17 protein-coding genes and 5 pseudogenes are annotated in these 22,874 nt (G+C 63.5%); 11 read left to right on the top strand and 11 right to left on the bottom strand.

The features are described from left to right. The first annotated feature begins 100 nt into the window (after positions 1–100). The 3 genes and pseudogenes from ltrA to OKW40_RS25595 all read left to right on the top strand — a co-directional run. Entirely contained in the window at positions 101–1,621 is a 1,521-nt protein-coding gene (gene ltrA, locus OKW40_RS25585; protein WP_429492295.1) for a group II intron reverse transcriptase/maturase, read from the top strand. A gap of 85 nt (positions 1,622–1,706) precedes the next feature. Further along, a pseudogene (locus tag OKW40_RS25590) lies at positions 1,707–2,163 on the top strand (IS30 family transposase); the annotation flags it as partial. Between the two features lie 19 nt (positions 2,164–2,182). Beyond that, a pseudogene (locus OKW40_RS25595) lies at positions 2,183–2,422 on the top strand (GNAT family N-acetyltransferase); the annotation flags it as partial. Between the two features lie 34 nt (positions 2,423–2,456). On the opposite strand, the gene OKW40_RS25600 reads toward OKW40_RS25595, so the two are convergent. Then, positions 2,457–3,707, bottom strand: coding sequence for an IS256 family transposase (locus OKW40_RS25600; RefSeq protein ID WP_429492297.1), 1,251 nt, complete (start codon positions 3,705–3,707; stop codon positions 2,457–2,459). A 65-nt stretch (positions 3,708–3,772) separates the two neighbouring features. Here OKW40_RS25600 and OKW40_RS25605 point away from each other — a divergent pair. The 7 genes and pseudogenes from OKW40_RS25605 to OKW40_RS25635 form a co-directional block, all read left to right on the top strand. Next, a pseudogene (locus OKW40_RS25605) lies at positions 3,773–3,868 on the top strand (GNAT family N-acetyltransferase); the annotation flags it as partial. 242 nt (positions 3,869–4,110) lie between these two features. Next, positions 4,111–4,620: a GNAT family N-acetyltransferase gene (locus OKW40_RS25610; protein ID WP_187619027.1), complete on the top strand. Its 510-nt coding sequence runs from the start codon at positions 4,111–4,113 to the stop codon at positions 4,618–4,620. Positions 4,621–4,738: 118 nt separating this feature from the next. Further along, a complete protein-coding gene (locus tag OKW40_RS25615) occupies positions 4,739–5,089 on the top strand; it encodes a VOC family protein (RefSeq protein ID WP_429353526.1) in 351 nt (116 codons plus the stop codon). Positions 5,090–5,489: 400 nt separating this feature from the next. Next, positions 5,490–5,807 carry a hypothetical protein gene (locus OKW40_RS25620; RefSeq protein ID WP_429492299.1) on the top strand — a complete coding sequence of 106 codons (318 nt, stop codon included), beginning with the start codon at positions 5,490–5,492 and terminating at the stop codon, positions 5,805–5,807. A 125-nt stretch (positions 5,808–5,932) separates the two neighbouring features. Next, positions 5,933–6,781, top strand: coding sequence for a PadR family transcriptional regulator (locus OKW40_RS25625; RefSeq protein ID WP_429492300.1), 849 nt, complete (start codon positions 5,933–5,935; stop codon positions 6,779–6,781). A gap of 64 nt (positions 6,782–6,845) precedes the next feature. Further along, the gene (locus OKW40_RS25630; protein ID WP_429492302.1) at positions 6,846–7,682 is read left to right on the top strand and encodes a siderophore-interacting protein; all 837 of its coding nucleotides are present in this window, start codon (positions 6,846–6,848) and stop codon (positions 7,680–7,682) included. Between the two features lie 66 nt (positions 7,683–7,748). Next, positions 7,749–9,032: an MFS transporter gene (locus OKW40_RS25635; protein WP_429353401.1), complete on the top strand. Its 1,284-nt coding sequence runs from the start codon at positions 7,749–7,751 to the stop codon at positions 9,030–9,032. A 48-nt stretch (positions 9,033–9,080) separates the two neighbouring features. On the opposite strand, the gene OKW40_RS25640 is transcribed toward OKW40_RS25635, so the two are convergent. From OKW40_RS25640 to OKW40_RS25685, 10 genes and pseudogenes are all read right to left on the bottom strand, one after another. Further along, positions 9,081–10,175, bottom strand: a complete 1,095-nt coding sequence (locus tag OKW40_RS25640; RefSeq protein WP_184066111.1) for an AI-2E family transporter — start codon at positions 10,173–10,175, stop codon at positions 9,081–9,083. 248 nt (positions 10,176–10,423) lie between these two features. Further along, a complete protein-coding gene (locus OKW40_RS25645) occupies positions 10,424–10,606 on the bottom strand; it encodes a CsbD family protein (protein WP_018425391.1) in 183 nt (60 codons plus the stop codon). Between the two features lie 179 nt (positions 10,607–10,785). Beyond that, a complete protein-coding gene (locus OKW40_RS25650; RefSeq protein ID WP_429492304.1) occupies positions 10,786–12,063 on the bottom strand; it encodes a hypothetical protein in 1,278 nt (425 codons plus the stop codon). Further along, complete coding sequence (locus tag OKW40_RS25655) at positions 12,063–13,706, bottom strand: hypothetical protein (RefSeq protein WP_429492306.1); 1,644 nt, start codon at positions 13,704–13,706, stop codon at positions 12,063–12,065. The genes OKW40_RS25650 and OKW40_RS25655 overlap by 1 nt, the downstream gene beginning before the upstream one ends. A 300-nt stretch (positions 13,707–14,006) precedes the next feature. Then, positions 14,007–15,171: pseudogene (locus tag OKW40_RS25660) on the bottom strand (enoyl-CoA hydratase/isomerase family protein). Beyond that, on the bottom strand, positions 15,168–15,968 hold the full coding sequence (locus tag OKW40_RS25665; RefSeq protein WP_184066126.1) for an enoyl-CoA hydratase: 801 nt from the start codon (positions 15,966–15,968) through the stop codon (positions 15,168–15,170). Before OKW40_RS25665 ends, OKW40_RS25660 begins: the two are co-directional and overlap by 4 nt. Beyond that, positions 15,965–16,882 (bottom strand): 3-hydroxyisobutyrate dehydrogenase, encoded by a 918-nt coding sequence (mmsB, locus tag OKW40_RS25670; protein WP_429492308.1) that lies wholly within the window; start codon positions 16,880–16,882, stop codon positions 15,965–15,967. Before mmsB ends, OKW40_RS25665 begins: the two co-directional genes overlap by 4 nt. Before the next feature lie 31 nt (positions 16,883–16,913). Further along, the gene (locus OKW40_RS25675) at positions 16,914–18,455 is read right to left on the bottom strand and encodes a CoA-acylating methylmalonate-semialdehyde dehydrogenase (protein ID WP_429492310.1); all 1,542 of its coding nucleotides are present in this window, start codon (positions 18,453–18,455) and stop codon (positions 16,914–16,916) included. Between the two features lie 117 nt (positions 18,456–18,572). Beyond that, entirely contained in the window at positions 18,573–20,264 is a 1,692-nt protein-coding gene (locus OKW40_RS25680) for an AMP-binding protein (protein WP_429492312.1), read from the bottom strand. 153 nt (positions 20,265–20,417) lie between these two features. Continuing rightward, a pseudogene (locus OKW40_RS25685) lies at positions 20,418–21,552 on the bottom strand (acyl-CoA dehydrogenase family protein). 221 nt (positions 21,553–21,773) lie between these two features. Here OKW40_RS25685 and OKW40_RS25690 point away from each other — a divergent pair. After that, on the top strand, positions 21,774–22,820 hold the full coding sequence (locus OKW40_RS25690) for an AraC family transcriptional regulator (protein WP_429492314.1): 1,047 nt from the start codon (positions 21,774–21,776) through the stop codon (positions 22,818–22,820). Positions 22,821–22,874 lie beyond the last annotated feature (54 nt).

Genomic DNA, 22,874 nt, shown 5'->3' on the forward strand with positions numbered 1-22,874 from the left:
CCCGCCTGTAATGGACGGGATACGGACTGAGACATCGTCCGACGCGAAAGCGGGCTGACTTCCGCGCGGTCATTCATGGCGAGAAAAATTTGACGAATCGTTGTACGAGGAAAAGCAGATGACGGCGAACGATACGCTAGTGTCGGGCGCTGGTGCGTCCTCGCGCGCCGCCCAGATGTGGGACCAGGCGAACTGGACATACATCGAGGCAGAGGTGAAACGACTTCAGTTGCGTATCGCCAAGGCAGTCCGGGAAGGCCGATGGGGCAAGGTGAAGGTCTTGCAACGTCTGCTGACCCGCTCGTATCACGGCAAGATGCTGGCCGTGAAGCGGGTGACAGAAAATCGCGGCAAGAGAACGCCGGGGGTGGACGGGAAGATCTGGTCATCACCGGCGGCCAGATGGAACGGAATGCTGTCGCTGCGTCATCGTGGCTATCGCGCGATGCCGCTGCGACGTGTCTACATTCCCAAGAGTAATGGAAAGAAGCGTCCGTTAGGAATTCCGTGTATGCGGTGCCGGGCGATGCAGGCTTTATGGAAGCTCGCACTGGAACCCGTGGCCGAGACACTGGCGGATCCGAATTCCTACGGCTTTCGGCCCGAGCGCTCGACTGCCGACGCCATCGAACAATGCTTCATCGCTCTGGCTAGGCGTGTATCGCCAGAGTGGATTCTGGAAGGTGACATACGAGGCTGTTTCGACAACTTCAGTCACCTCTGGCTTCGGGAGCACATACCGATGGATAAGGCGATCCTGCGCAGGTGGCTTGAGGCCGGATATATTGATGAGGGAACCCGGTTCGAGTCGCGGGCGGGCACACCCCAAGGGGGTATTGCCTCGCCCGTGATCGCGAATATGGCGCTGGATGGACTTGAGGCGGCAGTACACGCGAGCATCGGTGTCTCGAAACTCGCACGTCGCACGGCCAAACTCAACGTTATCCGGTATGCCGATGATTTCGTGGTGACCGGTGCTTCGAAAGAAGTACTGGAATCCGTGGTTCTTCCTGCGATCCGTCGCTTCATGGCGGTTCGTGGTCTGGAACTGTCGGAGGAGAAAACCCGGATTACACGCATAACGGAGGGTTTCGATTTCCTGGGCCAGAACGTACGCAAGTACGGCGGCAAACTGCTGATCAAGCCAGCGAGGAAAAGTGTCAGCTCGCTGCTTGAGAAGGTCAGGGGAATCATCAAGGGTAACGCAAGCGCCACGCAGCGCGCGCTGATACAGCAACTCAACCCGGTCATCCGGGGATGGGCCATGTATCACCGCCACATCGTGGCGAAGGCCATCTTCTCATTGATAGACTCACACATCTGGCAACTGCTCTGGAGGTGGGCATTGCGCCGGCATCCCACCAAAGGAGCACGATGGGTCAGGAGGCGATACTTCCGGACCGACGGACAAAGGTCGTGGGACTTTGCGACGGAGGCAGTTCGGTCTGACGGCAGTATCGGTAGCCTGCGGCTCTTCCGCGCAACGACGGTCGCGATTACGCGTCACGTTAAGGTTCGTGGACCGGCCCATCCGTTTGATCCGGCATGGACGCCCTACTTTGCCCGTCGTCGCGCCGCGAAACATCCGGTCGGTCTGTCCGGTGCCACCCCATGGTGCTGAAGAATGGCTTGAGCCGGATGCGGGGTGACTCGCCCGTCCGGTTCTTAGGGGAGAACGTGCCGGTAACGGCACGTTCTTACCCGACAAGGGTGCGTTTAATCGTTCCGCCGTGGGCACGCTGGTCGAACGCAAGACGCGCTTCGTGATTCTGTGCCGCATGGATGGCTGTACGGCCAAGGATGCGCTGGAAGGCTTCTCGCGGCAAATGAAGAAGTTGCCGGCCTTTCTTCGCGAGAGCCTGACCTACGGATCGGGGAACGGAAATGGCCTGCCATGTCGAGCTCTCCAGGCGGCTCAATATCGATATCTGGTTTGCTGATCCGCATGCGCCCTGGCAGCGCGGCAGCAATGAGAACACCAACGGCTTGCTGCGTCAGTTTCTGCCAAAGGGCACAGACCTTTCGACGCTCTCGCAGACCCAACTCAATGACATCGCCAAATTGCTTAACGGGCGGCCTCGCCAGACGCTCGGCTGGGACTCCCCCGAGGAAGCAATGGCTAAAGAGTTAGAGAAGGCTGGATTAGCTAAACGTTGCACTTGACTCTTGAGACTGCCAAGTGGCATCGATTCAAATTGTCGGTGTGGTGAACATTAACGAAATAGTAATGGGCGCTTTTCGCAGCGCCTATCTCGGGTATTACGGAATGTCGAACTTCGCCCGGGCAGGGTTGATGACGGACGCGGTACGGGCAGCTGTGATCTATGCTTTCAGCGAACTTGGATTGCATCGGGTGGAGGCAAATATTCAACCAGGGAATATCGCGTCGATCGCACTTGTGCGGCGGTTGGGTTTTAAACGGGGGTGTCCGGAATTTTGTGTAAACGGGTTGAGGTTTAACCCGGCACCAGCCGCTCTTCGAACTGGATCGTGAAGCGGTTCAGTGCGGCCTTCCAGTCGCGGATCGGCATCGTCCACTTCTTGCTGATGTTGTTCAGGGCCAGGTAAAACAGCTTGGTGACGGCCTCATCGGTCGGGAACGAGCTGCGGGTCTTGATCACCTTGCGCAGGCTCATGTTGATCGATTCTATGGCATTCGTGGTGTAGATCACCTTCCTGATCTCCGGTGGGTAATCGAAGAACGGAATCACACGTGCCCAGTTGCGTCGCCAGCTCTGTCCGATGGACGGATAGTCCTTGTCCCACCTGGCCTCGAAGGTGCCCAGCATCTGTTCGGCCATCTCGACGGTCGATGAAGTGTAAATCGTCTTCAGGTCGGCGGCGACTTCCTGCTGCATTTTCCACGGCACGAAGTTCAGGCTGTTGCGCACCATATGCACGATGCACAGTTGCACGGCCGCTTTTGGGTAGACCGCTTCAATGGCTTCAGGAAAGCCTTTAAGCCCGTCGACGCAGGCGATAAAGATGTCCTGCACGCCGCGCGTCTTCAGCTCAGTGACCACCTGCAGCCAGAACTTGGCCCCCGCGGTCTGGGCGATCCACAGTCCCAGGACTTCCTTGTGGCCGGCCATGTTCACGCCGATGGCCAGGTACACCGCCTTGGTCCGCACCGCGCCGCTGTCGCGCACTTTGACGTGAATGCAGTCGAGATAGACAATCGGATAAAGCGCGTCGAGCGCACGGGCCTGCCAGACCTTCACCTCATCACTGACGGCGTCGGTGACCGCCGAGATCAGCGTCGGCGAGACCTCCGTGCCGTACATTTCTTCCAGGTGCCCCTGGATCTCGCGCACGCTCAGGCCACGCGCATACAGCGAAATGATCTTGTCGTCGAAGCCCGTCCAGCGCGTCTGATGGCGCTCCACCAGCTTCGGCTCGAACGCCCCCTGACGGTCGCGCGGGATATTGAGCGGCAACTCGCCAAACTCCCCCTGCAGCGTCTTGGCGCTATGGCCATTACGGGTGTTGCCCGTGGCATTGGTCACCGTTTCGCTTTTGCCATGGCCCAGGTGTTCGGACATCTCCGTCTCTAACGCACGCTCCACCAGCATCTTGGTAAGCTGCTTGAGCAGGCCGTTCTCGCCTATCAGGTCTTCCGGCTTCTGGTAATTCGCCAGCAGGCTGTCTGCCAGCTTGACGAGTTCAGCATCGGGTTTCTCTCTTTTATTGCGTTTCGCTACGGTCATCTATGCTCCTGTTGCTGGCAGTCTCCTGCCAAATGACCGTTTACACAAAACTTTTTACACCCTCTTTTAAACAGGAAGGTTTTTCTCCTCGCTATCTCCGCGTAAATGGCGAATGGCGCGACCACGAGCGATGGGCGTTGCTGGCCGATATGCCCGGTTAGACACAGCCGCCACTCAAAAAAATAATGTGCTCACGCAGAAATTGTTTTTGTGCCAATATTAACAGCATGGAACTTCGTAACGTCCCGAGCAAGGCTCACCACCATCATCACGGTCGCTATCCGCTGCGCCGTGGGTCGTTACGTCCATAGCAAGGAATTCGACCTCACGGTCCATTCCATGTGCAAACGACCAAGGCGCTTAAGGCGCCTTTTTTTATTTCCCCCACCATCAAGAGCTGAAGATGACCGACTCGATAAGCTATCGCCGCGCAACCGTGGACGACATTTTGAAAATTTGCGAGTTGGGTCAAATCTTGAACGCGATCCACCATCAGGCACGTCCTGACGTCTATGCAAACGCCACTGAAGAGTTCGCTCGAGACAAGCCGCACTGGCTATCAAGCCTTCAGGGAGAAGATCGAGCCATGTTTCTCGCCGAGCATGGCAGCACGGCGGTCGGCTTTATCACCGTTCAAGTGATGCAGCCGACAAGTCCACTGTTGCAACCGTTGACCGTTGGCCGCATTGGCTCAGTCGCTGTTTTGGAACGACTGCGGGGACGCGGCGTCGGGAGCACGCTGATGAAACTTGCTGAAGAGTGGGCACGAAAAAACGGTGCCAACGACATGAGGCTGACCGTTTGGGCGTTTAATGAACAGGCGGTCGATTTGTATCAGGAACTTGGCTACGAGCTTCGTGCGTTCGAGATGGGAAAGCAACTGCCTATTGCTGGGGATATGCCAGTCGCATGAGGCGATGCTCGGCCAGTCTATATTCGTGCATAGATCGTGGACAATTAATTGTTCACGTGAAACTTTTGAAACCTCTATTATCTGTTGCGTCTTTCCGAAAACGTTCTTGGAGCATTCAATGCGGATTAGAACCACCTATTTGAAAGTGTCGGACATGGAACGCAGTTCTGCTTTCTGGGAAAACCTGTTGGAACGCGCGCCGATCCGCAGGTCGGATAAGTGGACCGAATTCTCGCTCGGTGAAGTCCGCTTCGGGTTGCTGCTAAATGATTTTGGCGATGAGTTCGTCGGGAGCGGATGCGTTCCTGTGTTCGAATTTGACGTATCCGCCTTGCATATATTTCTGGATCGCGCCAAGGCTTTTGGGGCAACAGTCGCTCTCGACGGGCTAAACAATGAAGCCATGAAGAGCATTGTGTTCGTTAGCCCTGATGGCCATGAGTTCGAACTTTGCGCATGTCACGACTAATCGGTTGTTCTACCCCGAAAATCTAGGCCCGCGTTGCCCGTCGCGAGTGTCCGTTCCTAAGGGCGTCAACGGGCTGTTGTGGGTCGTAAGTACGCGTTGGGGATGGCGAGACGCGTCGCTCACGACCGCTGAGGGTGTGAACGGCCGGAGAGTGTCGTGAAGCCGACCGACCACAGCCAATAGCTGACCGTCGGCAATGGCCGACATTGCGCCACTCGAAACTGCCCGCGAATGTCGCCCGATTCCGGCGATGGGCTAGTCACGAGCCTGGCCCGCACCTCCTTCCCGCCTTAAGAAGGCCACCGGCATGAAAGCGCATCGAAACATTCGTGGAGCGCCGCCTCCGGCGGGACGAATGCGCACCCTCATGTAGTCAGCCATACCATCTCCGAGCGCCAGCATGCATTCCGTAGCGGAGCTGGTGTGGAATGAGAATCTGGCGCTGCCGCGGATCAATGTCGACGAGGCCGACCAGTGGACGTTGCGCGTCTTCGGCAAGGGCGACAATCTCCGCATGAGCAAGAGTCCGAAAGTCATGAGTCGAAGACGTCTGCTTGATCCGAGGCACGGGATCACTTCAATCCATCCCTATTTAAGCGACCGAAAAAACGCCATTGCTTCCGCCCTACTTTCAGGCGTTCAAACCCTGCTAACCCCGGCAGAAAATGCTGCATTGCAATGCGCTTTTTGGACTTGCTGCAGACTTTGTTGTCTCTGAAAGCGGGGTTTTCGTATGCCGCAGACTTTGTTGTGCGCCGATAAAGATCGCAAAAAGAGTTTGACAGACAATCTTAAGATATATATCTTAAGATGCATCTTACGACACTCATAGGAGAGTCCCAGATGCGTCATCCTCATCATTTTTCCGGTCCGCGCGGCGCGCGCGACCGTTTTCATGCCGGTTTCCGCCTTCCGTCGCCGCAGGCGAGCGAAATCGCCGACCTGGGCGCCGCCGAAGCATGCGCTTCCTCCGGCGCCCGCCACCACTACCTGCTGCACGTTTTGCGTCACGCCTTTGGCCGCCATCACGAGTGGCGCTTGGGCGGCCGTGGCTCGCGCTTCGGCGGTGGTTTCGGTGGTCCGGGCGGATACGGTGGTTTCGGCGGCGGCCCCGGCGGCTTCGGCGGCGACGGCGATGGTTTCCCGCGTGGCCGCAAATTCAGCTCCGACGATCTGCAACTGCTGCTGCTATCGCTGATCGAAGCGCAGCCGAGTCACGGCTACGAGTTGATCAAGGCGCTCGAAACGCGCTCGAACGGCTTCTACAGCCCGAGCCCCGGCATGGTCTATCCAGCGCTGACCTATCTCGAAGAACTCGGCTACGTCACCGTGCAGCTCGAAGGCAACCGCAAGCGCTATGAGCTGGCGGATGCGGGCCGCGAATATCTGGCCGCGAACCGCGAGCGCGTCGAGCTGATGCTCGCGCGACTCTCGCATATCGCACGCAAGATGGATTCGGTGCGCCGCGCGTTTGCCGGCGAAGAGCCGGCCGACGTCAGCGAAGGCGGCTGGGTGCCCGAGCTGAATGAAGCGCGCCGCACGCTGAAGAACGCGCTGCTGCGCCGGGACAACGCGCCGGCCGACGAACAGCGCCGCATCGCAGCGATCCTGATGCGCGCGGCCAAAGAAATCGAAGGCGGCAACCGTGGCGACATCGCAAAGCCCGGCAACGACAGCGAGCCGACCGCCTGACAACGCGCGCCCGTCCACGAGGCGACCCGCGCGTCCTCCCGAACCGAACCGGAGCATCGCCCACATGCAAGAGCAAAACACTCGCCCTGATCTCGCCGTGCATCGCGTACGGCATCCGTTGAAGTTTCGTCTGCTGCAGGTCAAGCAGGTGCGCGCGCTGACGCCGCACCTGATTCGCGTGACCGTCACCGGCGCCGATCTGGACGACTTCGTCTCAGCCTCGTTCGACGATCACATCAAGGTCTTCTTCCCCGACCCCGGCGCCGACAAACCTACGCTGCCGCAAGCCGGCCCCGACGGCCCGGTGTTCCCGGAAGGCAAGCGGCCGACCGCGCGCGATTTCACGCCGCGCCGTTTCGATCGCGACGCCCGCGAGCTCGACATCGAGTTCGCGATGCACGACGCGGGCCCCGCGGCGACGTGGGCCGCGCAGGCGCAGGCGGGCCAGTATCTGGGCGTCGGCGGCCCGCGCGGTTCGCTGGTGATTCCGACCGGCTTCGACTGGCATCTGCTGATCGGCGACGACACCGCGCTGCCCGCGATCGCGCGCCGTCTCGAAGAGTTGCCGGCCGGCACGCGCGTCGCCGCGGTGATCGAGGTCGCCGATCCGTCGGCGCGCATCGAGTTCACGACGCAGGCCGAGGTGCATCTGGTCTGGTGCTATCGCAACGAAGCCAACACGCAAAACGGCGCGCGCAGCGAAGCGCTGTTGCACGCGGTGCGCGATACCTGGCTGCCGGTGAACGGTGAAGGCTATGTGTGGGCCGCCGGCGAAGCGGCGACGATCCGCGCGGTGCGTCAGCATCTATGCGGCGAGCGCGGCGTCGACAAAACGCGGATTCGCGCGGCCAGCTACTGGAAACAGGGCGCGGTCGCGGTCCACGAAACGATCGACGACTGAGCTTCTGCTCGCGTGGCGCGCGGCATTAGCGGCGTACTTCGAACAACGACAAAAGGAAATCAACCGATGTACTCAATCACTGCACGGCACGAGCGTCGTTTGTTGTGGCTGCTCGCGCTCACGCAGTTCACGATCATCATGGACTTCATGGTGATGATGCCGCTCGGCCCGCAGATCATGAGCGCGTTCCAGATCGCGCCGGCCGCGTTCGCGACGGCCGTATCCGCGTATTCGTGGTGCTCCGGGCTGTCGGGCCTGTTCGCGGCGACCTATATCGACCGCTTCGACCGGCGCCGTCTGCTGCTCACCATTTACGCGCTGTTCGCGCTGTCGAACCTCGCGTGCGCGCTCGCGTCGACGTTCGCGCTGCTGCTCGCCGCGCGCGCGTTCGCGGGCATCACCGGCGGCGTGCTCGGCTCCGTGATCATGGCGATCGTCGGCGACGTGATCCCGCTGCAACGGCGCGGCGCCGCGACCGGCACGATCATGACCGCGTTCTCGCTCGCGGCGATCGCCGGCGTGCCGGCCGGCGTGATGCTCGGCGCGCAGTTCGGCTGGGCGGCGCCGTTCTTCCTGCTGGTCGCGTTGTCGCTGCTGGTGTGGTTCGCGGCCTCGCAACAGGTGCCGTCGCTGGCCGCGCATCTGAGCCGCCGGCAGCCGCCGCTCGCGGAAGTACTGCCCGAGCTGTGGCGCCTGCTGAGCAACCGAAGCCATCTGAACGCGTTCGCGCTGACGTTCATGATGATGATCGCGCACATGCTGGTGATCCCGTTCATTGCGCCGATGCTGGTCGCCAATCACGGCGTCGCGCCGCGACAGCTGTCGTGGCTGTACATGGCCGGCGGCGCGGCGACCTTCTTCACGTCGCGCCTCGTCGGCAGATTCGCCGACCGCTTCGGCACGCAGCGCGTGTTCCGCTGCGCGGCGCTGCTGTCGTTCGTGCCGGTGCTGTTCATCACGCATCTGCCGAACCTGCCGTTCTACGCGCTCGTGCTGTTCTTCCCGTGCTTCCTCGTGTTGATGAACGGCCGCATGGTGCCGATGCAGGCACTGCTGACCACGGTCCCCGAGCCCGCGCGACGCGGTGCGTTCCTGAGCGCGAACAGCGCGCTGCAGGCGCTCGGCACCGGCACTGGCGCGTGGCTCGGCGGCTTGATGCTGAGCACGTCGGCTGATGGCCGCATCGCCGGGTATGGAACCGTCGGCTGGGCGGCGGTGGCGGTCGCATGCGCGGCGGTGCTGTGGGTCTCGCGCGTGAAGGGCGTGCCGCGCGAAGTGGCGGCGGCCAGCGCCGCTGGCGCGACGATGCCTCGCGCCGGCATCGAAGCTCACATCGCTGGAGAAGGTTAGCGATGCCAGGCAGCGCGCGGTGTCGCTGCGCCAACTGCGAGCCGCGCGCTACGCCTCGTCGTCGGTGCTGCCCGTCAGCGCGCGCCGCGCGGCCTCGCCCTGCCCGTGCGACGCCGAGTAAAACACGCGCGCCCGGCCGATCACGATTTTCAGCGTCGCGATGACGGGCACCGCGAGAAAAATCCCAGCGACGCCGCCAAGCTGATCGCCCGCGAGCAATCCGACGATCACCAGAAACGGACTGACCTCGACGCCTTCGCTCATCAGATACGGATTGAGCACGTAGTCCTGGAACAGCCGGTACAGCCCGATAAAAATCACCAGCCACAACAGGTGCGGATAGCCGCTGAACACCGCGACCACGAGCGTGATCGCGACCGCGGCAAGCGGCCCCGCGAACGGCACGAATTCGAGCAGCCCCGCGCTGACCGCGAGCAGAAACGCGTACGGCACGCCGAGCAGCGAGAACACGACGCCGTAGCTAAATAGCGTGGCGAGCGACAGAAACAGCAGCGCGCGCACGTACTTCGACAGCAGCACGTTCAGATCGTCGACGATCTCGTTCCACAGCACGCGATGCCGGCTGTTCAGCAACGCCAGAAACGCGTCGCGCATCCGTTCGCCGTCCTTGATCAGCAGGAAGCTCAGGATCGGAATCAGCACCAGGTAGATCAGGTTGCTCGCCGCGTGGACGACGCCGAGCCCGAGGCTGCGCGCCAACGGCACGGCGTTGTCCGAGCCGGTCTCGATCTGGCTGCGCACGAAATCGACGATCCGCTCGCGCAGCGGTTCGAGAAAATGCGGCAGCGGAAAACGGTTCGGCACATCGGTGCGCAGCAGCGCGGGCAGTTGCGTGAAGAGGCGCGTCGCCTGATCCTGCAATTCCACGCCGAACAGTGAGCCAACCACCGCGAGCAGCGCGACCACGACGATGAACACGACCGCGATCGACACGACGCGCGGCATGCGGCGCGGCCTCACGCGTTCGACCAGCACCACCATCGGGTAGATCAGATAGCTGAAAAACACCGCGAACACGACGACGAGCACCGTCGTCGACGCGATATAGATGAGGAAAAATAGCAGCGCGAGCAGAGACGCGGTCCAGACTTTCCTGGCCGCGCCGACGTCGAATCCCAGCATGAAGCGTCCTCGAATGGGCGATGCGGCGCCGGCGCGACGAGTGCGCCGGCTGACTCTGGACCGTAACAGAAATTTACACGTTCCGTGTGTCGAACGCCGCGCCGCGAGGGCGCGACGCGGCGAGCACCGGCAGCGTGCGAGGCGCTACGCACGCGGTGCGTCATTGCACGGCTTGCGTGCCTGACTTGATGCGCCCGAAACCGGGGGGCGGGATAAATGAAGCTGCGGGTACGTGAAGTTTCGGCTCGCTAACTCTTCACACGCTCTCGCACCTCTTCGGTTTCTTCGCCGATTCTCGCCTGTATCCTGCCGGCTATTTTTTCGGCCGCTCCTTCGGCCTGTTTCGCGCGATTGCCGGTGACCTTGCCAATCGCTTCCTTGACCGAGCCCTTGAGCTCCTTCGCTGTACCTTCTACACGATTCCTGTCCATGGTGCCTTCCTGCTAGGTTTGACTGTGGAGTTGCCTGCTGGTGTTGCAACGAAACAGCCAACGTACGGCGCGACGCGCCTCGTTATGGCGCGGATCGCTTCGCCAGAGGCGATCCGCGTCGGAGCAACCATAAAATTCCTAGCATCCGGCGTTCCCGATACCCAGTGCGCCGCGCATCGTCACCTCACCGTGACGGTGTCCTTCGCGGCGTCGTTGGCGGCATCCTTGCCGTGAGCCGGATCAGGATGATCATCTTTCGCGCCATGAAAGATATGCTTGAAAAGTTCCTTGTTCTTTGCGCCATTCAAGAGGTTTCGCAGCGCGGCTTCGTCATCAGCCGGCTTGAACGAAAGCACTCTCTTGCGGTAGCGCTCCCTGCGTTCATCGAGCATGTAACTCGCTGGTAGCGGCAGTTCGCGGCTGCCCACGTCGAGATCGATGCCTTCGAAGGTCAGCAGCCCCGCATCGTGATTGATGAAGCACGCGGGAGGCTTGGTCCGGTCGATCACGTAGACGCACTGCTTCTGCAGATTGCCGGCGTCGGGCAGCTTGCCGCGGAAGATCTTGTCACGCAGGAACGTGCACATTTCTTCCCAGCACTCCTCGGTGGATTTTCCCGCCGCGCAGGACCGCAAAATTTCGGTCTTCAGAATGGCCTGTGGCACGGCATAGTAAATCGGATAACCGGCCCTCAGGTAAAGTTGCAGTTGCAACACTTCGTAACAGCGGCCCAACGCATGGATCGACGGCACGAGCAAAGACCGTTCATCCGACTCGTCGCCTTCGGTGGGTCCGGTCGCCGTCTGACTGCGGATCGACGGATGTTCCGGCAGCCCGGAATTCTCCGGTTCCGGCTGTCCGCCGCCCCACAGGATCAGATCGCGAAACAGGATCATCGGCAGGAACGAATGGACGATCAGATCCGTCGACGCCCTGCGTTTGGCGCGCTCGTTCGCGTCGGCTTCCACCGGCAGCGTGGGATGCCACTTGCGCGACGAGCGCACGATATCGCCGATCGCCTTCGCCACGCAGATGCCGTTCGGTAGCCCGCCCCCCTCCTCGTCGGCCCAGGTCTGCACCAGGTCCCACGGCTCGCCAATCGGCACGCCGAGAAAGTAAAGACCGAGCGACACCGCCGTCAGCAACTCGACGTAGAACTGATTCGCCTGATATGGCGCCGCAGGAATGCCCCGCATCAACTGCGAATCGGCGAGCAGCTTCTTGCCCGATCCGACCTTGCACAGCGCGCCGGCGCAGTGCTTGAGCCGGTCGACGAGACCGCGCACGTCGCGACCGGCAAGCGGCGACTGCCCGCCGACCAGATGGTGTCTGACCATCAGCGAGATCGGCGTCGTGAAGTTCGAGCGGTCCGTGGTTTTCGTCGGCACCACGAGGGACATCACCAGGTCGCTGATGATCTCCAGGTCGGCCAGCATCGCATCGATGGAAGTAGTCATCACTCGACCTCCGCTGCTATCTCTTCGATCGACGGATCGTATTGGCCGTCGATGGTCGCCGTCTGCCCCGGCTCGGACGTGGCGATGATCGCCACGGCATCCCGGATCAATCCCTTGCAGCGCGCGGCCAACACTCGCTTGCGAATTCCCGATGGCGCGTCTCCTTCGTTCGCCCATTCCTTGAATCCGAGTCTTTCGAGTACGTGATCCTCGTTCTGTCCGAAGGTGGCCGCGCCGTCCGCGGGTATGGCCTGATGGGCATCGGTCAGGCAGGTGCAGATGTACTCCTCGACGGTCGGGCCACGCGCCGCCAGTGTTTGAATTTCACGCTTGGCCCAGCGGGCGAGCGATACCGAGATCTCATCCATGTCGTGCGTCAGGTTGCGCACCTTGACGTCCTTGCCGCGATCGTCGCCGAGAATCTGATAGACGGTCCGGTCGACCACATGCAGCCACAGCGAAGTCTGCGCAATGCGGATCTTGTGTTCGCACACGACGTCTTTCGAGTCGGCCTCGAGCGCGCGCCGTACGTGCCACAGCACGACGTAATGCCATACGAGTCCAATGAACTTGCCGAAGAAGAGTGCCTTGTCCTGCATCGAGCCGTCGTCGAACTCGGGATATTCGAGAGGCGTCACCAGCGTCATCTTCGTGCGCGCGCCTTCCTTCAAGGTCCGGTAGAGCGTCGCCGCGGGGCTGCTGCGATAGCCGTCCCAGGACTCGCGCGCCCACCATTGCTTGTCGATATCGAAGAAACGATAGATCGAAAAAATGCCTTTTTCAGACTCATGAACGTTCGCCGCGCCGCCGTGAGCCTGGTGCGCCGCGCCGGGCTGCAAGCGCTTCCTCTCCTCTGCGCGGGACTGGTCGTGGTTCGGGTCGCGATAGGCGTCGTAGATCACGCGAAGACCATAGCGGGTTCCCATCGCGTTATCGATGCTGGCCACCTTGTCGCTGAGTTCCTTGCGGATGGTCTCGAGCACCGCTTCCTGCTCGTCGACGAGCTTGCGTTGCTGCTCGAGCGCGGAATAGTGTTCCGCGGCCACGTAAATGGCGGCGAGCGCCAATGCGAGTACGACCGCATCGGTATAGCCTTCCCATATCTCTCCGCCGAACAGCAATACCGCCGGGACGTAGCAGAACACCGGAATGCACCAGCGCGACGCGAACCAGCTTCGCAGGATGCCGACTACACCCTTCGAGCGGGAGTCGACGTCGGGAGCGGCCTCGCCTTCCTCTTCCGCGATACGCTTCTTCTGCTCGAACTCGCGTTCCGCGATGGTCCGCGCCCGTTCTTCTTCTCCACGGCAAATGTGGACATAGAACACGAGGAACGTGAAGGCCGTGACCAGCAACGCAAGCAGCCAGCTCTCGCCCATGCTGGTTGCGCGATCCGCGTCGCTGACTTCCTTCATCACCGCGGCGATCTTTTTAACGCACTCGATGCCGGGAGGAAAGCAATCCGCATCCGGCACGCGATGCGAAAAGGTCACCACCCAGTAGATACCGCTGCCCACCAGAACCGCAATGCCGCCTAGCGCGGTGAGGGCGAGCTTTTTTGCATGAGGGCCCTGCTCGAGGTGGGAAGCGGGTTTGTCGCCGAAGGGTTTGGAGCGGCGATTCTCATCTGACGGCTTTTCCATACGCATTGCCTCCTGATCGATCAAGAGTACGGGAATGCGGGAAGCGGTGACGTATAAACGCACCGTAGGTCGGACGAGCGCCGTGATGAGGGCTGCGAGCAGGCTTTGCCGGTCGGGACGGGGCTGAACTATCTATCTAAGATTGCGCCCGGAAAGATGTCAATTGGCGCGCGTAGTCTGTGTCCGCCAGACCACAATTGGCACCGGCGGCTGATCGGCGGGACATGCCAAGCAGACCTAAGGGCGGGCGCGGGTGCGCCGGGCCGCGCGCCCCGCGCGGCATGCGATACGCCGCGCAAGTCAGTCGCCATGCTCCGCGCCCAGCGCCGCCAGTGGATGCGCGTCGCCATGCCACGGCGAACTCAGGAAATGCCGCACGCGCTCGGGTTGCACATCGGCGAGCGTCGCCGGTGACCAGCGCGGCCGACGGTCCTTGTCGATCAGTTGCGCGCGCACGCCCTCGCGGAAATCGCCTTCCTCGATCGAGCGCTTCACGATGCCGAGCTCCATCCGGAAGCAATCGGCAAGCGTCATCTGCCGGCCGCGCAGCAGCGCTTCGCGCGTCACGTGCAGCATCGTCGGCGAATGGGCGGTCAGTGCGTCGTAGGTCGCTTGCAGCCATTGCCGCACCTCGCGCGGCGGTTCGCGTTCGAGATCCTGACGCAGCGTCGCGACGATGCGCTCGACGCCCGAACGCCGGTCGAAGTGGCGCAGGATCAGTTGCGTCAGCGCGCCGAGCGGTGCGTGCGGCACGATATTGCACGGCGGCTCGAACACGGCGCGCAGCGCGTCGATGCGCTCGCCGTCGTGCGACATGCGCTGCAAACGTTCCTCGAAGCTCGCGAGCCAGTCGGCCGGCACGCACAGGTCGGCCAGTTGCAGGCGCATCGCGTCGGGCGCCCGCTAGCGTCGCGCCGGTCAGCCCGACATACAGCGCAAGCTCGGCCGGCATCACGCTCAGAAAACGGCTCGCGCCGACGTCGGGCACGAAGCCGATGCGAGTCTCCGGCATCGCGATGCGGCTGCGTTCGGTCACGATGCGCAGCCGCGCCGCCTGGCCGAGGCCCATGCCGCCGCCCATCGCGATGCCGTCGAGCAGCGCGACCACCGGCTTCGGAAACGTGTGCAACGCGTAATCGAGCCGGTATTCGTCGACGAAGAACGCGAGCCAGCGTGGGTCGCCCTGCGTCGCCAGCCGATGGACCTCGCGCACGTCGCCGCCCGCGCAAAAGCCCTTGTCGCCAGCGCCCTTCAGCACCAGCGCGACGATCCCGGCATCGGTGCGGCAATGCTCGACCAGCACCGCGAGTTCGCGCACCATCGCGTGCGACAGCGCATTGAGCGCGGCAGGCCGGTTCAGCGTGATGATCGCCACGCGGTTGACAACGCGAAACAGCACGTCGGGTTCGGCTTGCGGGTTCGTCGCGGCGCGCATTTCGACCGCAAAGCCGTGCAAAGTGCTCATCGCTGCGTCTCCCGCGATGCACGGCTCGTCTGCCAGCGCGGCGCGCGTTTTTCGAGGAACGCGTTGACGCCCTCGCGCTGATCGGCACCATCGAACAGATCGACGAAGCGCTCGCGTTCTAGCGCGAGCGCGGCGGCGCGCGGCACGCCATGCCGCGCCTGATGGATCAGCTCCTTGCTGAAGCTGACCGCCTGCGGGCTCAAACCGGTGACGCGCTGCGCCATGTTCAATGCGGCTTCACGCGCGGCGCCGCGCTCCACCACTTCTTCGACGAGACCGATGCCGAGCGCGGTCGCCGCATCGACGCGCTCGCCGGTCAGCATCATCCGCTTGGCCCAGCCTTCGCCGACGAGCCACGGCAGCGTCTGCGTGCCGCAGCCGCATGGCAGCAGACCGACCGCCGTCTCGGGGAGCGCCAGCACCGCATGCTGCTCGGCGATGCGGATATCGCAGGCGAGCGCGCATTCGAGACCGCCGCCCATCGCAAAGCCGTTGAGCGCCGCGACGACGACGGGCCGCGCGTTCTGCAGCGATTCGAAGGCTGCGCCGAAACGCGCGGCCGCGGTGCGCGCGACTTCGCGATCGCCGTCGGCGAACGTGTTCAGATCGGCGCCCGCGCTGAAAAACTTCGGACCGTCGCCGGTGATCACGAGCGCGCGCACGCGCGCATCGGCGTTCAACTGCTCGACGGTGCGTTGCAATTGCAGCAGACCGTCGGGCGTGAAAGCGTTCGCGGGCGGCCGTTTCAACGTGATCAAAGCAACGGCGCCGTCATGTGCGTAATCGAGCTCGATCATTGCGTGCCTCCCTGGCCGTTACCGCCGCGCTCACACGAGCGATACAGCTTGATCACCGCCGAAAAGTCCAGGCGCCCCGCGCCGTTCGCGCTCATCGTTTGATAAAGCTGCTGCGCGAGCGCGCCGAGATAGACCGGTTGACGCACGCCGCGCGCGGCATCGGTGGCGAGGCCGAGGTCTTTCAGCATCAGGTCGGTGCCGAAGCCGCCGGTATAGCCGCGCGAGGACGGCGCGGTCTCGATCACGCCCGGCATCGGGTTATACGTGTCCGAACTCCAGCAGCGCCCGGTCGACGTATTGATGATGCTACCGAGCACCTTCGTGTCGATACCGAGCGCCTCGCCGAGCGACATCGCCTCGGCGACGCCCGCCATCGAGATGCCGAGCACGAGGTTGTTGCAGATCTTCGCGACCTGGCCCGTGCCGGTGTCGCCGCAATGCACGATGTTTTTTCCCATCGCCGACAGCACTGGCTTGACCTGCTCGTACGCGCTCGCACTGCCGCCGACCATGAAGGTCAGCGTGCCCGCCGCCGCGCCGCCGGTGCCGCCCGAGACCGGTGCATCGACGAAGCAGTTGCCGTGAGCCGCGGCGAGTTCGGCAAACGCTTTCACGCTGGCGGGATCGATCGTGCTCGAATCGATGATCGGCACGCCCGGCGCGATGCCGGCGAGGATGCCATCGTCCGCGACGAGCACGCTGCGCACGTGAGCCGCGGCGGGCAGCATCGTGATCACGCATTCGACGTCGCTCGCGGCGGCTTGCGGTGAGCGGGCCGGCTGCGCGCCCGCGTCGACGAGCGCGCGCACAGCTTGCGCGCTGAGGTCGAACACGGTGAGCGCGTGGCCCGCCTTCAGCAGGTTCAGCGCCATCGGCGCGCCCATATTGCCGAGTCCGATAAAGCCTATTTTCATGGTGTCGTCTCCGGGTGTGCCCTCAGTGCCTTCAACGCAGGCGGATCGTCGTGTTGACGCCATCGTTGACGGTGTCGTCGTCGAACCAGCGCGCGGTGACCGTCTTGGTCTGCGTGTAAAACTGCACGACCTGCTTGCCGTAGGGACCGAGATCGCCAAGCTTCGAGCCGCGCGAACCGGTGAAGCTGAAAAACGGCACCGGCACCGGGATAGGAATGTTGATACCGACCTGGCCGATATCGATCTCGCTCTGGAACTTGCGCGCCGCCGCGCCGCTTTGCGTGAAGAGGCCGACGCCGTTGCCGAACGGGTTGGCGTTGACGAGCGCGATAGCATCGTCGAGCGTCGCGACGTTCAGCACCGCGAGCACCGGCCCGAAGATTTCGGTGCGGTAGATTTCCATGTCGGCCGTCACGTCGGTGAACACCGTCGGGCCGATGAAGTTGCCCTGCTCGTAGCCGTGCACGTTCACATCGCGGCCGTCGAGCACGAGCGTCGCGCCCTCTTTCACGCCAGCGTCGATCAGACCGAGAATGCGCTGCTTCGCGGCGCGCGACACGACCGGCCCGACATCGGTGCCCGGCTCGTGACCCGCGTTGACCTTCAGCGTCTTCGCCTTCGCGACGAGATCGGGCAGCCACTCGCGCGCGGCACCGACCAGCACCGCCACCGAACTCGCCATGCAGCGCTGACCGGCGGCGCCGAACGCGGCGCCGGCGAGCGCGTTGAGGGTCTGTTCGCGATTCGCGTCGGGCAGCACGACCGCGTGGTTCTTCGCGCCCATCATCGACTGCACTCGCTTGCCGTGTTCGCTGCCGAGGCGATACACGTGCGTGCCGACCGCCGTCGAGCCGACGAACGAAATCGCCTTCACCAGTTCATGCGTGCACAGCGCATCGACGACTTCCTTGCCGCCGTGCACGACGTTCAGCACGCCCTTCGGCACGCCGGCTTGGAGCGCGAGTTCGACGAGCTGCATCGTCGACAGCGGGTCCTGCTCGGATGGCTTCAGCACGAAGGTATTGCCGCACACGAGCGCCATCGGGAACATCCACAGCGGGATCATCGCGGGGAAATTGAACGGCGTGATGCCGACGCATACGCCGAGCGGCTGGCGCAGCGTGTAAGTGTCCACACCACCGGCGACGTTCTCGGCGAACTCCCCCTGCTGCAACGTGCCGATCGAACACGCGTGCTCGACGACTTCCAGACCGCGGAAGATGTCGCCCTCGGCATCGGGAATCGTCTTGCCCTGCTCGGCCGACAGCGTCTTCGCGATGCGCGGCATATGCTCGCGAATCAGCGCCTGGTACTTCAGCATGATGCGCATGCGCGCGCCGATCGGCGTGTCCTTCCACGTTTTGAACGCGGCGTGCGCGCTGCGCACCGCCGCGTCGACTTCCGCGACGGTCGCGAACGGCACGCGCGCGAGGACCGCCTGCGTGGCCGGGTTCACGATGTCGCCCCACTCGGTCGTCTTCGATTCGACGAACTCGCCGTTGATCAGCAGTTTGACGGTGGCCACGGCGCCGGCAACGTCGCGGCCGGTCTCGTTCGAAGCAAGGGTGCTCATGCTGAAACTCCTGTGATTTAGAAAACAGTGCCCCGACGCGTCGAATCCGAAGCTCGAATTCAACGCGTGCGATTCAAACCGGGGCGGCAAACCAGCAATGGCGAGGAATAAAGACAGTCACCGCAAGTCGGGAAAATCCTCTTCCCAATACTCGTCCGGCAGACGCGCTGGCTCGGCCGCGCGCTCCATTTCGCGGCGCCGCAATTCGACGCGGCGGATCTTGCCGGAGATCGTCTTGGGCAGTTCGCTGAATTGCAGACGGCGAATCCGCTTGTACGGCGCGAGTTTTTCACGCGAGAACGCGAACACCGCGCGCGCGAGTTCGGGACCGGCTTCGTAGCCGTGACGCACGGTGACGAACGCCTTCGGCACCGACAGACGCAACGCGTCCGCGCTCGGCACCACGGCCGCCTCGCCGATCGCCTCGTGTTCGATCAGCACGCTTTCGAGTTCGAACGGACTCAGGCGATAGTCGGACGACTTGAACACGTCGTCCGAGCGGCCGACGTACACGTAGTAGCCGTCGTCGCGACGCAGCGCGACATCCGACGTGCGATAGAGGCCGTTGCGCATCGACTGCGCGGTCGCGTTGGCGTTGTTCGCATAACCCGTCATCAGGCCGAGCGGCCGTTCGGCGAGCGGCAGCGCGATTTCGCCTTCGCCGACCGGTTGGTCGTCGGCGTCGAGCAGCTCGACCCGGTAGCCCGGCAACGGACGCCCCATCGAGCCGGCCACGACCGGCTGGCCCGGCGAATTGCCGATCTGGCAGGTCGTTTCGGTCTGGCCGTAGCCATCGCGAATCGTAATGCCCCACGCGTGCTTGACGCGCTCGATGACCTCCGGATTCAGCGGCTCGCCGGCGCCGACGATTTCGCGCAGCTTCACCGGATAGTCGCCGAGCGGCTCCTGCACGAGCATGCGCCAGACGGTCGGCGGCGCGCACAGCGTGGTGACGTTGAAGCGCACGAGCGCGGCGAGTGTGTCTTTCGGCACGAAGCGCGGGACGTTGAACACGAACACGCAGGCCTGCGCGTTCCACGGCGCGAAGAAGCAGCTCCACGCGTGCTTGGCCCAGCCCGGCGAGCTGATGTTCCAATGGATGTCGCCGGGTTGCAGGCCGATCCAGTACATCGTCGACAGATGCCCGACCGGATAGCTCTGGTGCGTATGCTCGACCAGCTTCGGCTTCGAGGTGGTGCCGGACGTGAAGTACAGCAACAGCGGATCGCTGGCGTGGGTGACGCCGTCCGGCGTGAAATGCGGCGAAGCCTCGTACGCGGCGGCAACATCGATCCAGCCGTCGCGCGGCGCACCGACCGACAAGCGGGTGAGCGGCACGTCGAGCGCATCGAATTTGCCCAGCTCCGCGCTGTCGACCACGACGAACTTCGCGCCGCCGATCTGCACGCGCTCGCGCACGTCCTCGGCGGATAGCTGCGTGGTGGCGGGCAGCACGATCGCGCCGAGCTTCATCGCGGCGAGCATGACGTCCCATAGCTCGACGCGGTTCGGCAGCATCAGCAGCACACGGTCGCCGCGGCCGACGCCCGCGCCGCGCAGAAAGTTCGCCATCCGCGACGAGCGCTCCGACATCTGCGCGTACGACAGACGCAGGCCGTCGCTGGAAGGATCGTCGACGATCCACAGCGCTGGGTTGTCGTTGTCATGCGCGATCGCATCGAAGTAGTCGAGCGCCCAGTTGAACTCGCCGAGCGCGGGCCACGCGAATTCGCGGTACGCGCGCTCGTAGTCGGTGCGATGGCGCACTAGCAGATCGCGCGCTTCGAGAAAGGCTTTCGCTGCTGTCATCGTCGTCTCCTGTCGACCAGAGTTAGCGCTTTAGCGCTTACTCCGGTCTCATGCAACGTAGTTGCGAGTGGCGCGGGGCGCGCTCGGTTTTTTTCGCCGCGGAGATCCAAGCGGGCATCCACGGCCAGGCTATTGTGCGCTCAAACGCCGCCCTCAAACATGGCGCGCGATCACCATCCGCTGCACTTCGCTCGTCCCTTCGTAAATCTGCGTGATCCGTGCATCCCGATAGTGGCGCTCGACCGCATAGTCCTCCAGATAGCCGTAGCCGCCATGAATCTGGATCGCGTTCGAACAGATCTCCTCCGCAAGCTCCGACGCAAAAAGCTTCGCCTGCGACGCCTCCGACAGACACGGCCGCCCCGCCGAGCGCAGCCGTGCCGCGTGATGTACGAGCAGGCGCGCGGCATTCAGGCGCGTCGCCATGTCGGCAAGCATGTTCGCGATCGTCTGGTGGTCTTTCAGCGGCTTGCCGAACTGTTCGCGCTCGTTCGCGTAGCGGCGCGCGGCGTCGAACGCGGCGCGCGCAATGCCGACTGCCTGCGCGGCGATGCCGATGCGTCCGCCTTCGAGATTCGACAGCGCGATGCGCAGACCCTCGCCCGGCTCGCCGAGCAGATTGGCCTCGGGCACCGCGCACTGATCGAGCGAGATCGGACAAGTGTCGGACGCGCGAATGCCGAGCTTGTGCTCCGGCCGGCCGACGTCGAAACCCGGCGTCGAGGTCGGCACGATGAAGGCGGACAGGCCGCGCTTACCGCGCTCGGGATCGGTGACCGCGAACACGATCGCGAGACCGGCGCGCGCGCCGTTGGTCACGAACTGCTTGCTGCCGTTGCAGAATCCACTGCCCGTCGCGCCGCTGCGCGCGGGTGCGCAGATTGTTCGCCTCGGAGCCCGCCTGCGGCTCGGTCAGGCAAAACGCGCCGATCGTCCGGCCGATGGCGAGCTCGCGCAGATAGCGGTCTTTCTGCGCGGCGCTGCCGAAGTTCAGGATCGGCGCGCAGCCGACCGAGTTGTGCACGCTCATCAGCGTCGCGCAGGCGGCGCAACCGGCCGCGATCTCTTCCAGCGCGAGCGCATAGGCGACGTAATCGGTGTAGGAGCCGCCCCACTCGGCCGGCACCATCATGCCCAGAAAGCCGAGTTCGCCCAACTGCGTGACGACCCCGGCCGGCAGTTGCGCGTCGCGATCCCATTGCGCCGCGTGCGGCGCGAGACATTCGGTCGCGAAGTCGCGCGCGGCGTCGCGGATCATCCGTTGTTCGTCGGTGTAGAAGCTGTCCATGACTGCGTCCTCGTTGGTGCTGACGGCCGTGCTGGCGATCGCGGTGATGCGGCAAGTGTAGGCAAGCGGCCCGCGCCGTTCGATGCTCGCTCCGCTCATTCTTGCTGAGCGCTTTTGCCATACTGCTACCATGCACGTGCATGGAGCCTCGCCATTTCAGGGGCTTCATGAACCACGACCCAGCCTATGCTGAGCGCTTTTGCCAGAAAAGCCGAATCCCGATGAAAAGCGACAAAGGCACGATCTCCGTCAGTCTCGTCGAGGAAACCCTCGCGCTCGCGACGGCGCGCGGCCTCGACGCGCGAGCGCTCGCCGAAGCGGCCGGCATTGCCAAGGCGATGCTCGCGTCGCCGAAAAGCCGCGTATCGTCGGCGCAATACGGCGCGCTGTGGGCCGGCATCGCACGCGCGCTCGACGACGAATTCTTCGGCCAGGACTCGCATCCGATGAAAAGCGGCAGCTTCATCGCGATGACGCAGACGGCGCTGGGCGCGCGCAACGGCGCGCAGGCGCTTGCGCGCGCGGTCGGCTTCATGCGGCTCGTGCTCGACGATCTCGGCGCGACGATCGACACCGACGCGCAGCGCGTGCGCCTGAAGTTCGTCGAGCGCGCGGGCACGCGCAAGCCGGCGATGTTCGCTTACGCGACGTATTTCATCCTCGTGTACGGGCTCGTGTGCTGGCTCGTCGGCCGGCGCATTCCGTTGCTCGAAGCGCGCTTTCGCTGCGCCGCGCCGCCGGCCGCGCACGAATACCGGCTGATGTTCTGCGAAGAGATGTATTTCGACGAGCCGGAGTCGTCCGTCGATCTCGACCCTGCGTTTCTGGAACTGCCGGTGATCCAGACTTCGCGCTCGGCGCGGCCGTTTCTGCGCGATGCGCCGGGCAGCTTCATCGTCAAGTACCGCAATCCGGGTTCGCTCGCCGCGCGCGTGCGCAAGACGCTGCGCGCGCTGCCGATGTCGGGCTGGCCCGCGGCCGATCAGATGGCCGCGCGCCTGCACGTCGCCGAGGCGACGATGCGGCGGCATCTGAAGCAGGAGGGCCACACGTATCAGTCGATCAAGGACGCGCTGCGGCGCGACATCGCGATCGCCGAACTGCAGCGCACGCAGCGCACCATCGCCGATATCGCCAACGCCGTCGGCTTCGCGGAGCCGAGCGCGTTTCATCGCGCGTTCCGCAAATGGACCGGCATGCGCCCGACCGACTACCGGCCGGCCCGGGCCGCGGGGCTCGATCTCACGCGACGCGCCGAATCGGACTAAGCTTTAAGCGGCAACAGGCCAGCCTTGATCGAGGGTAGGGGCCCGCGCCGCCGG

Origin of the sequence: Paraburkholderia sp. RAU6.4a, assembly GCF_050435625.1 — a bacterium.
Classification (GTDB): Bacteria; Pseudomonadota; Gammaproteobacteria; order Burkholderiales; family Burkholderiaceae; genus Paraburkholderia; species Paraburkholderia tuberum.

Bases quoted from the DNA above. Each gene is read 5' to 3' on its own strand.
- OKW40_RS25600 (WP_429492297.1), bottom strand. From the start codon at position 3,707: ATGACCGTAGCGAAACGCAATAAAAGAGAGAAACCCGATGCTGAACTC.
- OKW40_RS25610 (WP_187619027.1), top strand. From the start codon at position 4,111: ATGACCGACTCGATAAGCTATCGCCGCGCAACCGTGGACGACATTTTG.
- OKW40_RS25615 (WP_429353526.1), top strand. From the start codon at position 4,739: ATGCGGATTAGAACCACCTATTTGAAAGTGTCGGACATGGAACGCAGT.
- OKW40_RS25620 (WP_429492299.1), top strand. From the start codon at position 5,490: ATGCATTCCGTAGCGGAGCTGGTGTGGAATGAGAATCTGGCGCTGCCG.
- OKW40_RS25625 (WP_429492300.1), top strand. From the start codon at position 5,933: ATGCGTCATCCTCATCATTTTTCCGGTCCGCGCGGCGCGCGCGACCGT.
- OKW40_RS25630 (WP_429492302.1), top strand. From the start codon at position 6,846: ATGCAAGAGCAAAACACTCGCCCTGATCTCGCCGTGCATCGCGTACGG.
- OKW40_RS25635 (WP_429353401.1), top strand. From the start codon at position 7,749: ATGTACTCAATCACTGCACGGCACGAGCGTCGTTTGTTGTGGCTGCTC.
- OKW40_RS25640 (WP_184066111.1), bottom strand. From the start codon at position 10,175: ATGCTGGGATTCGACGTCGGCGCGGCCAGGAAAGTCTGGACCGCGTCT.
- OKW40_RS25645 (WP_018425391.1), bottom strand. From the start codon at position 10,606: ATGGACAGGAATCGTGTAGAAGGTACAGCGAAGGAGCTCAAGGGCTCG.
- OKW40_RS25650 (WP_429492304.1), bottom strand. From the start codon at position 12,063: ATGACTACTTCCATCGATGCGATGCTGGCCGACCTGGAGATCATCAGC.
- OKW40_RS25655 (WP_429492306.1), bottom strand. From the start codon at position 13,706: ATGGAAAAGCCGTCAGATGAGAATCGCCGCTCCAAACCCTTCGGCGAC.
- OKW40_RS25665 (WP_184066126.1), bottom strand. From the start codon at position 15,968: ATGATCGAGCTCGATTACGCACATGACGGCGCCGTTGCTTTGATCACG.
- mmsB (WP_429492308.1), bottom strand. From the start codon at position 16,882: ATGAAAATAGGCTTTATCGGACTCGGCAATATGGGCGCGCCGATGGCG.
- OKW40_RS25675 (WP_429492310.1), bottom strand. From the start codon at position 18,455: ATGAGCACCCTTGCTTCGAACGAGACCGGCCGCGACGTTGCCGGCGCC.
- OKW40_RS25680 (WP_429492312.1), bottom strand. From the start codon at position 20,264: ATGACAGCAGCGAAAGCCTTTCTCGAAGCGCGCGATCTGCTAGTGCGC.
- OKW40_RS25690 (WP_429492314.1), top strand. From the start codon at position 21,774: ATGAAAAGCGACAAAGGCACGATCTCCGTCAGTCTCGTCGAGGAAACC.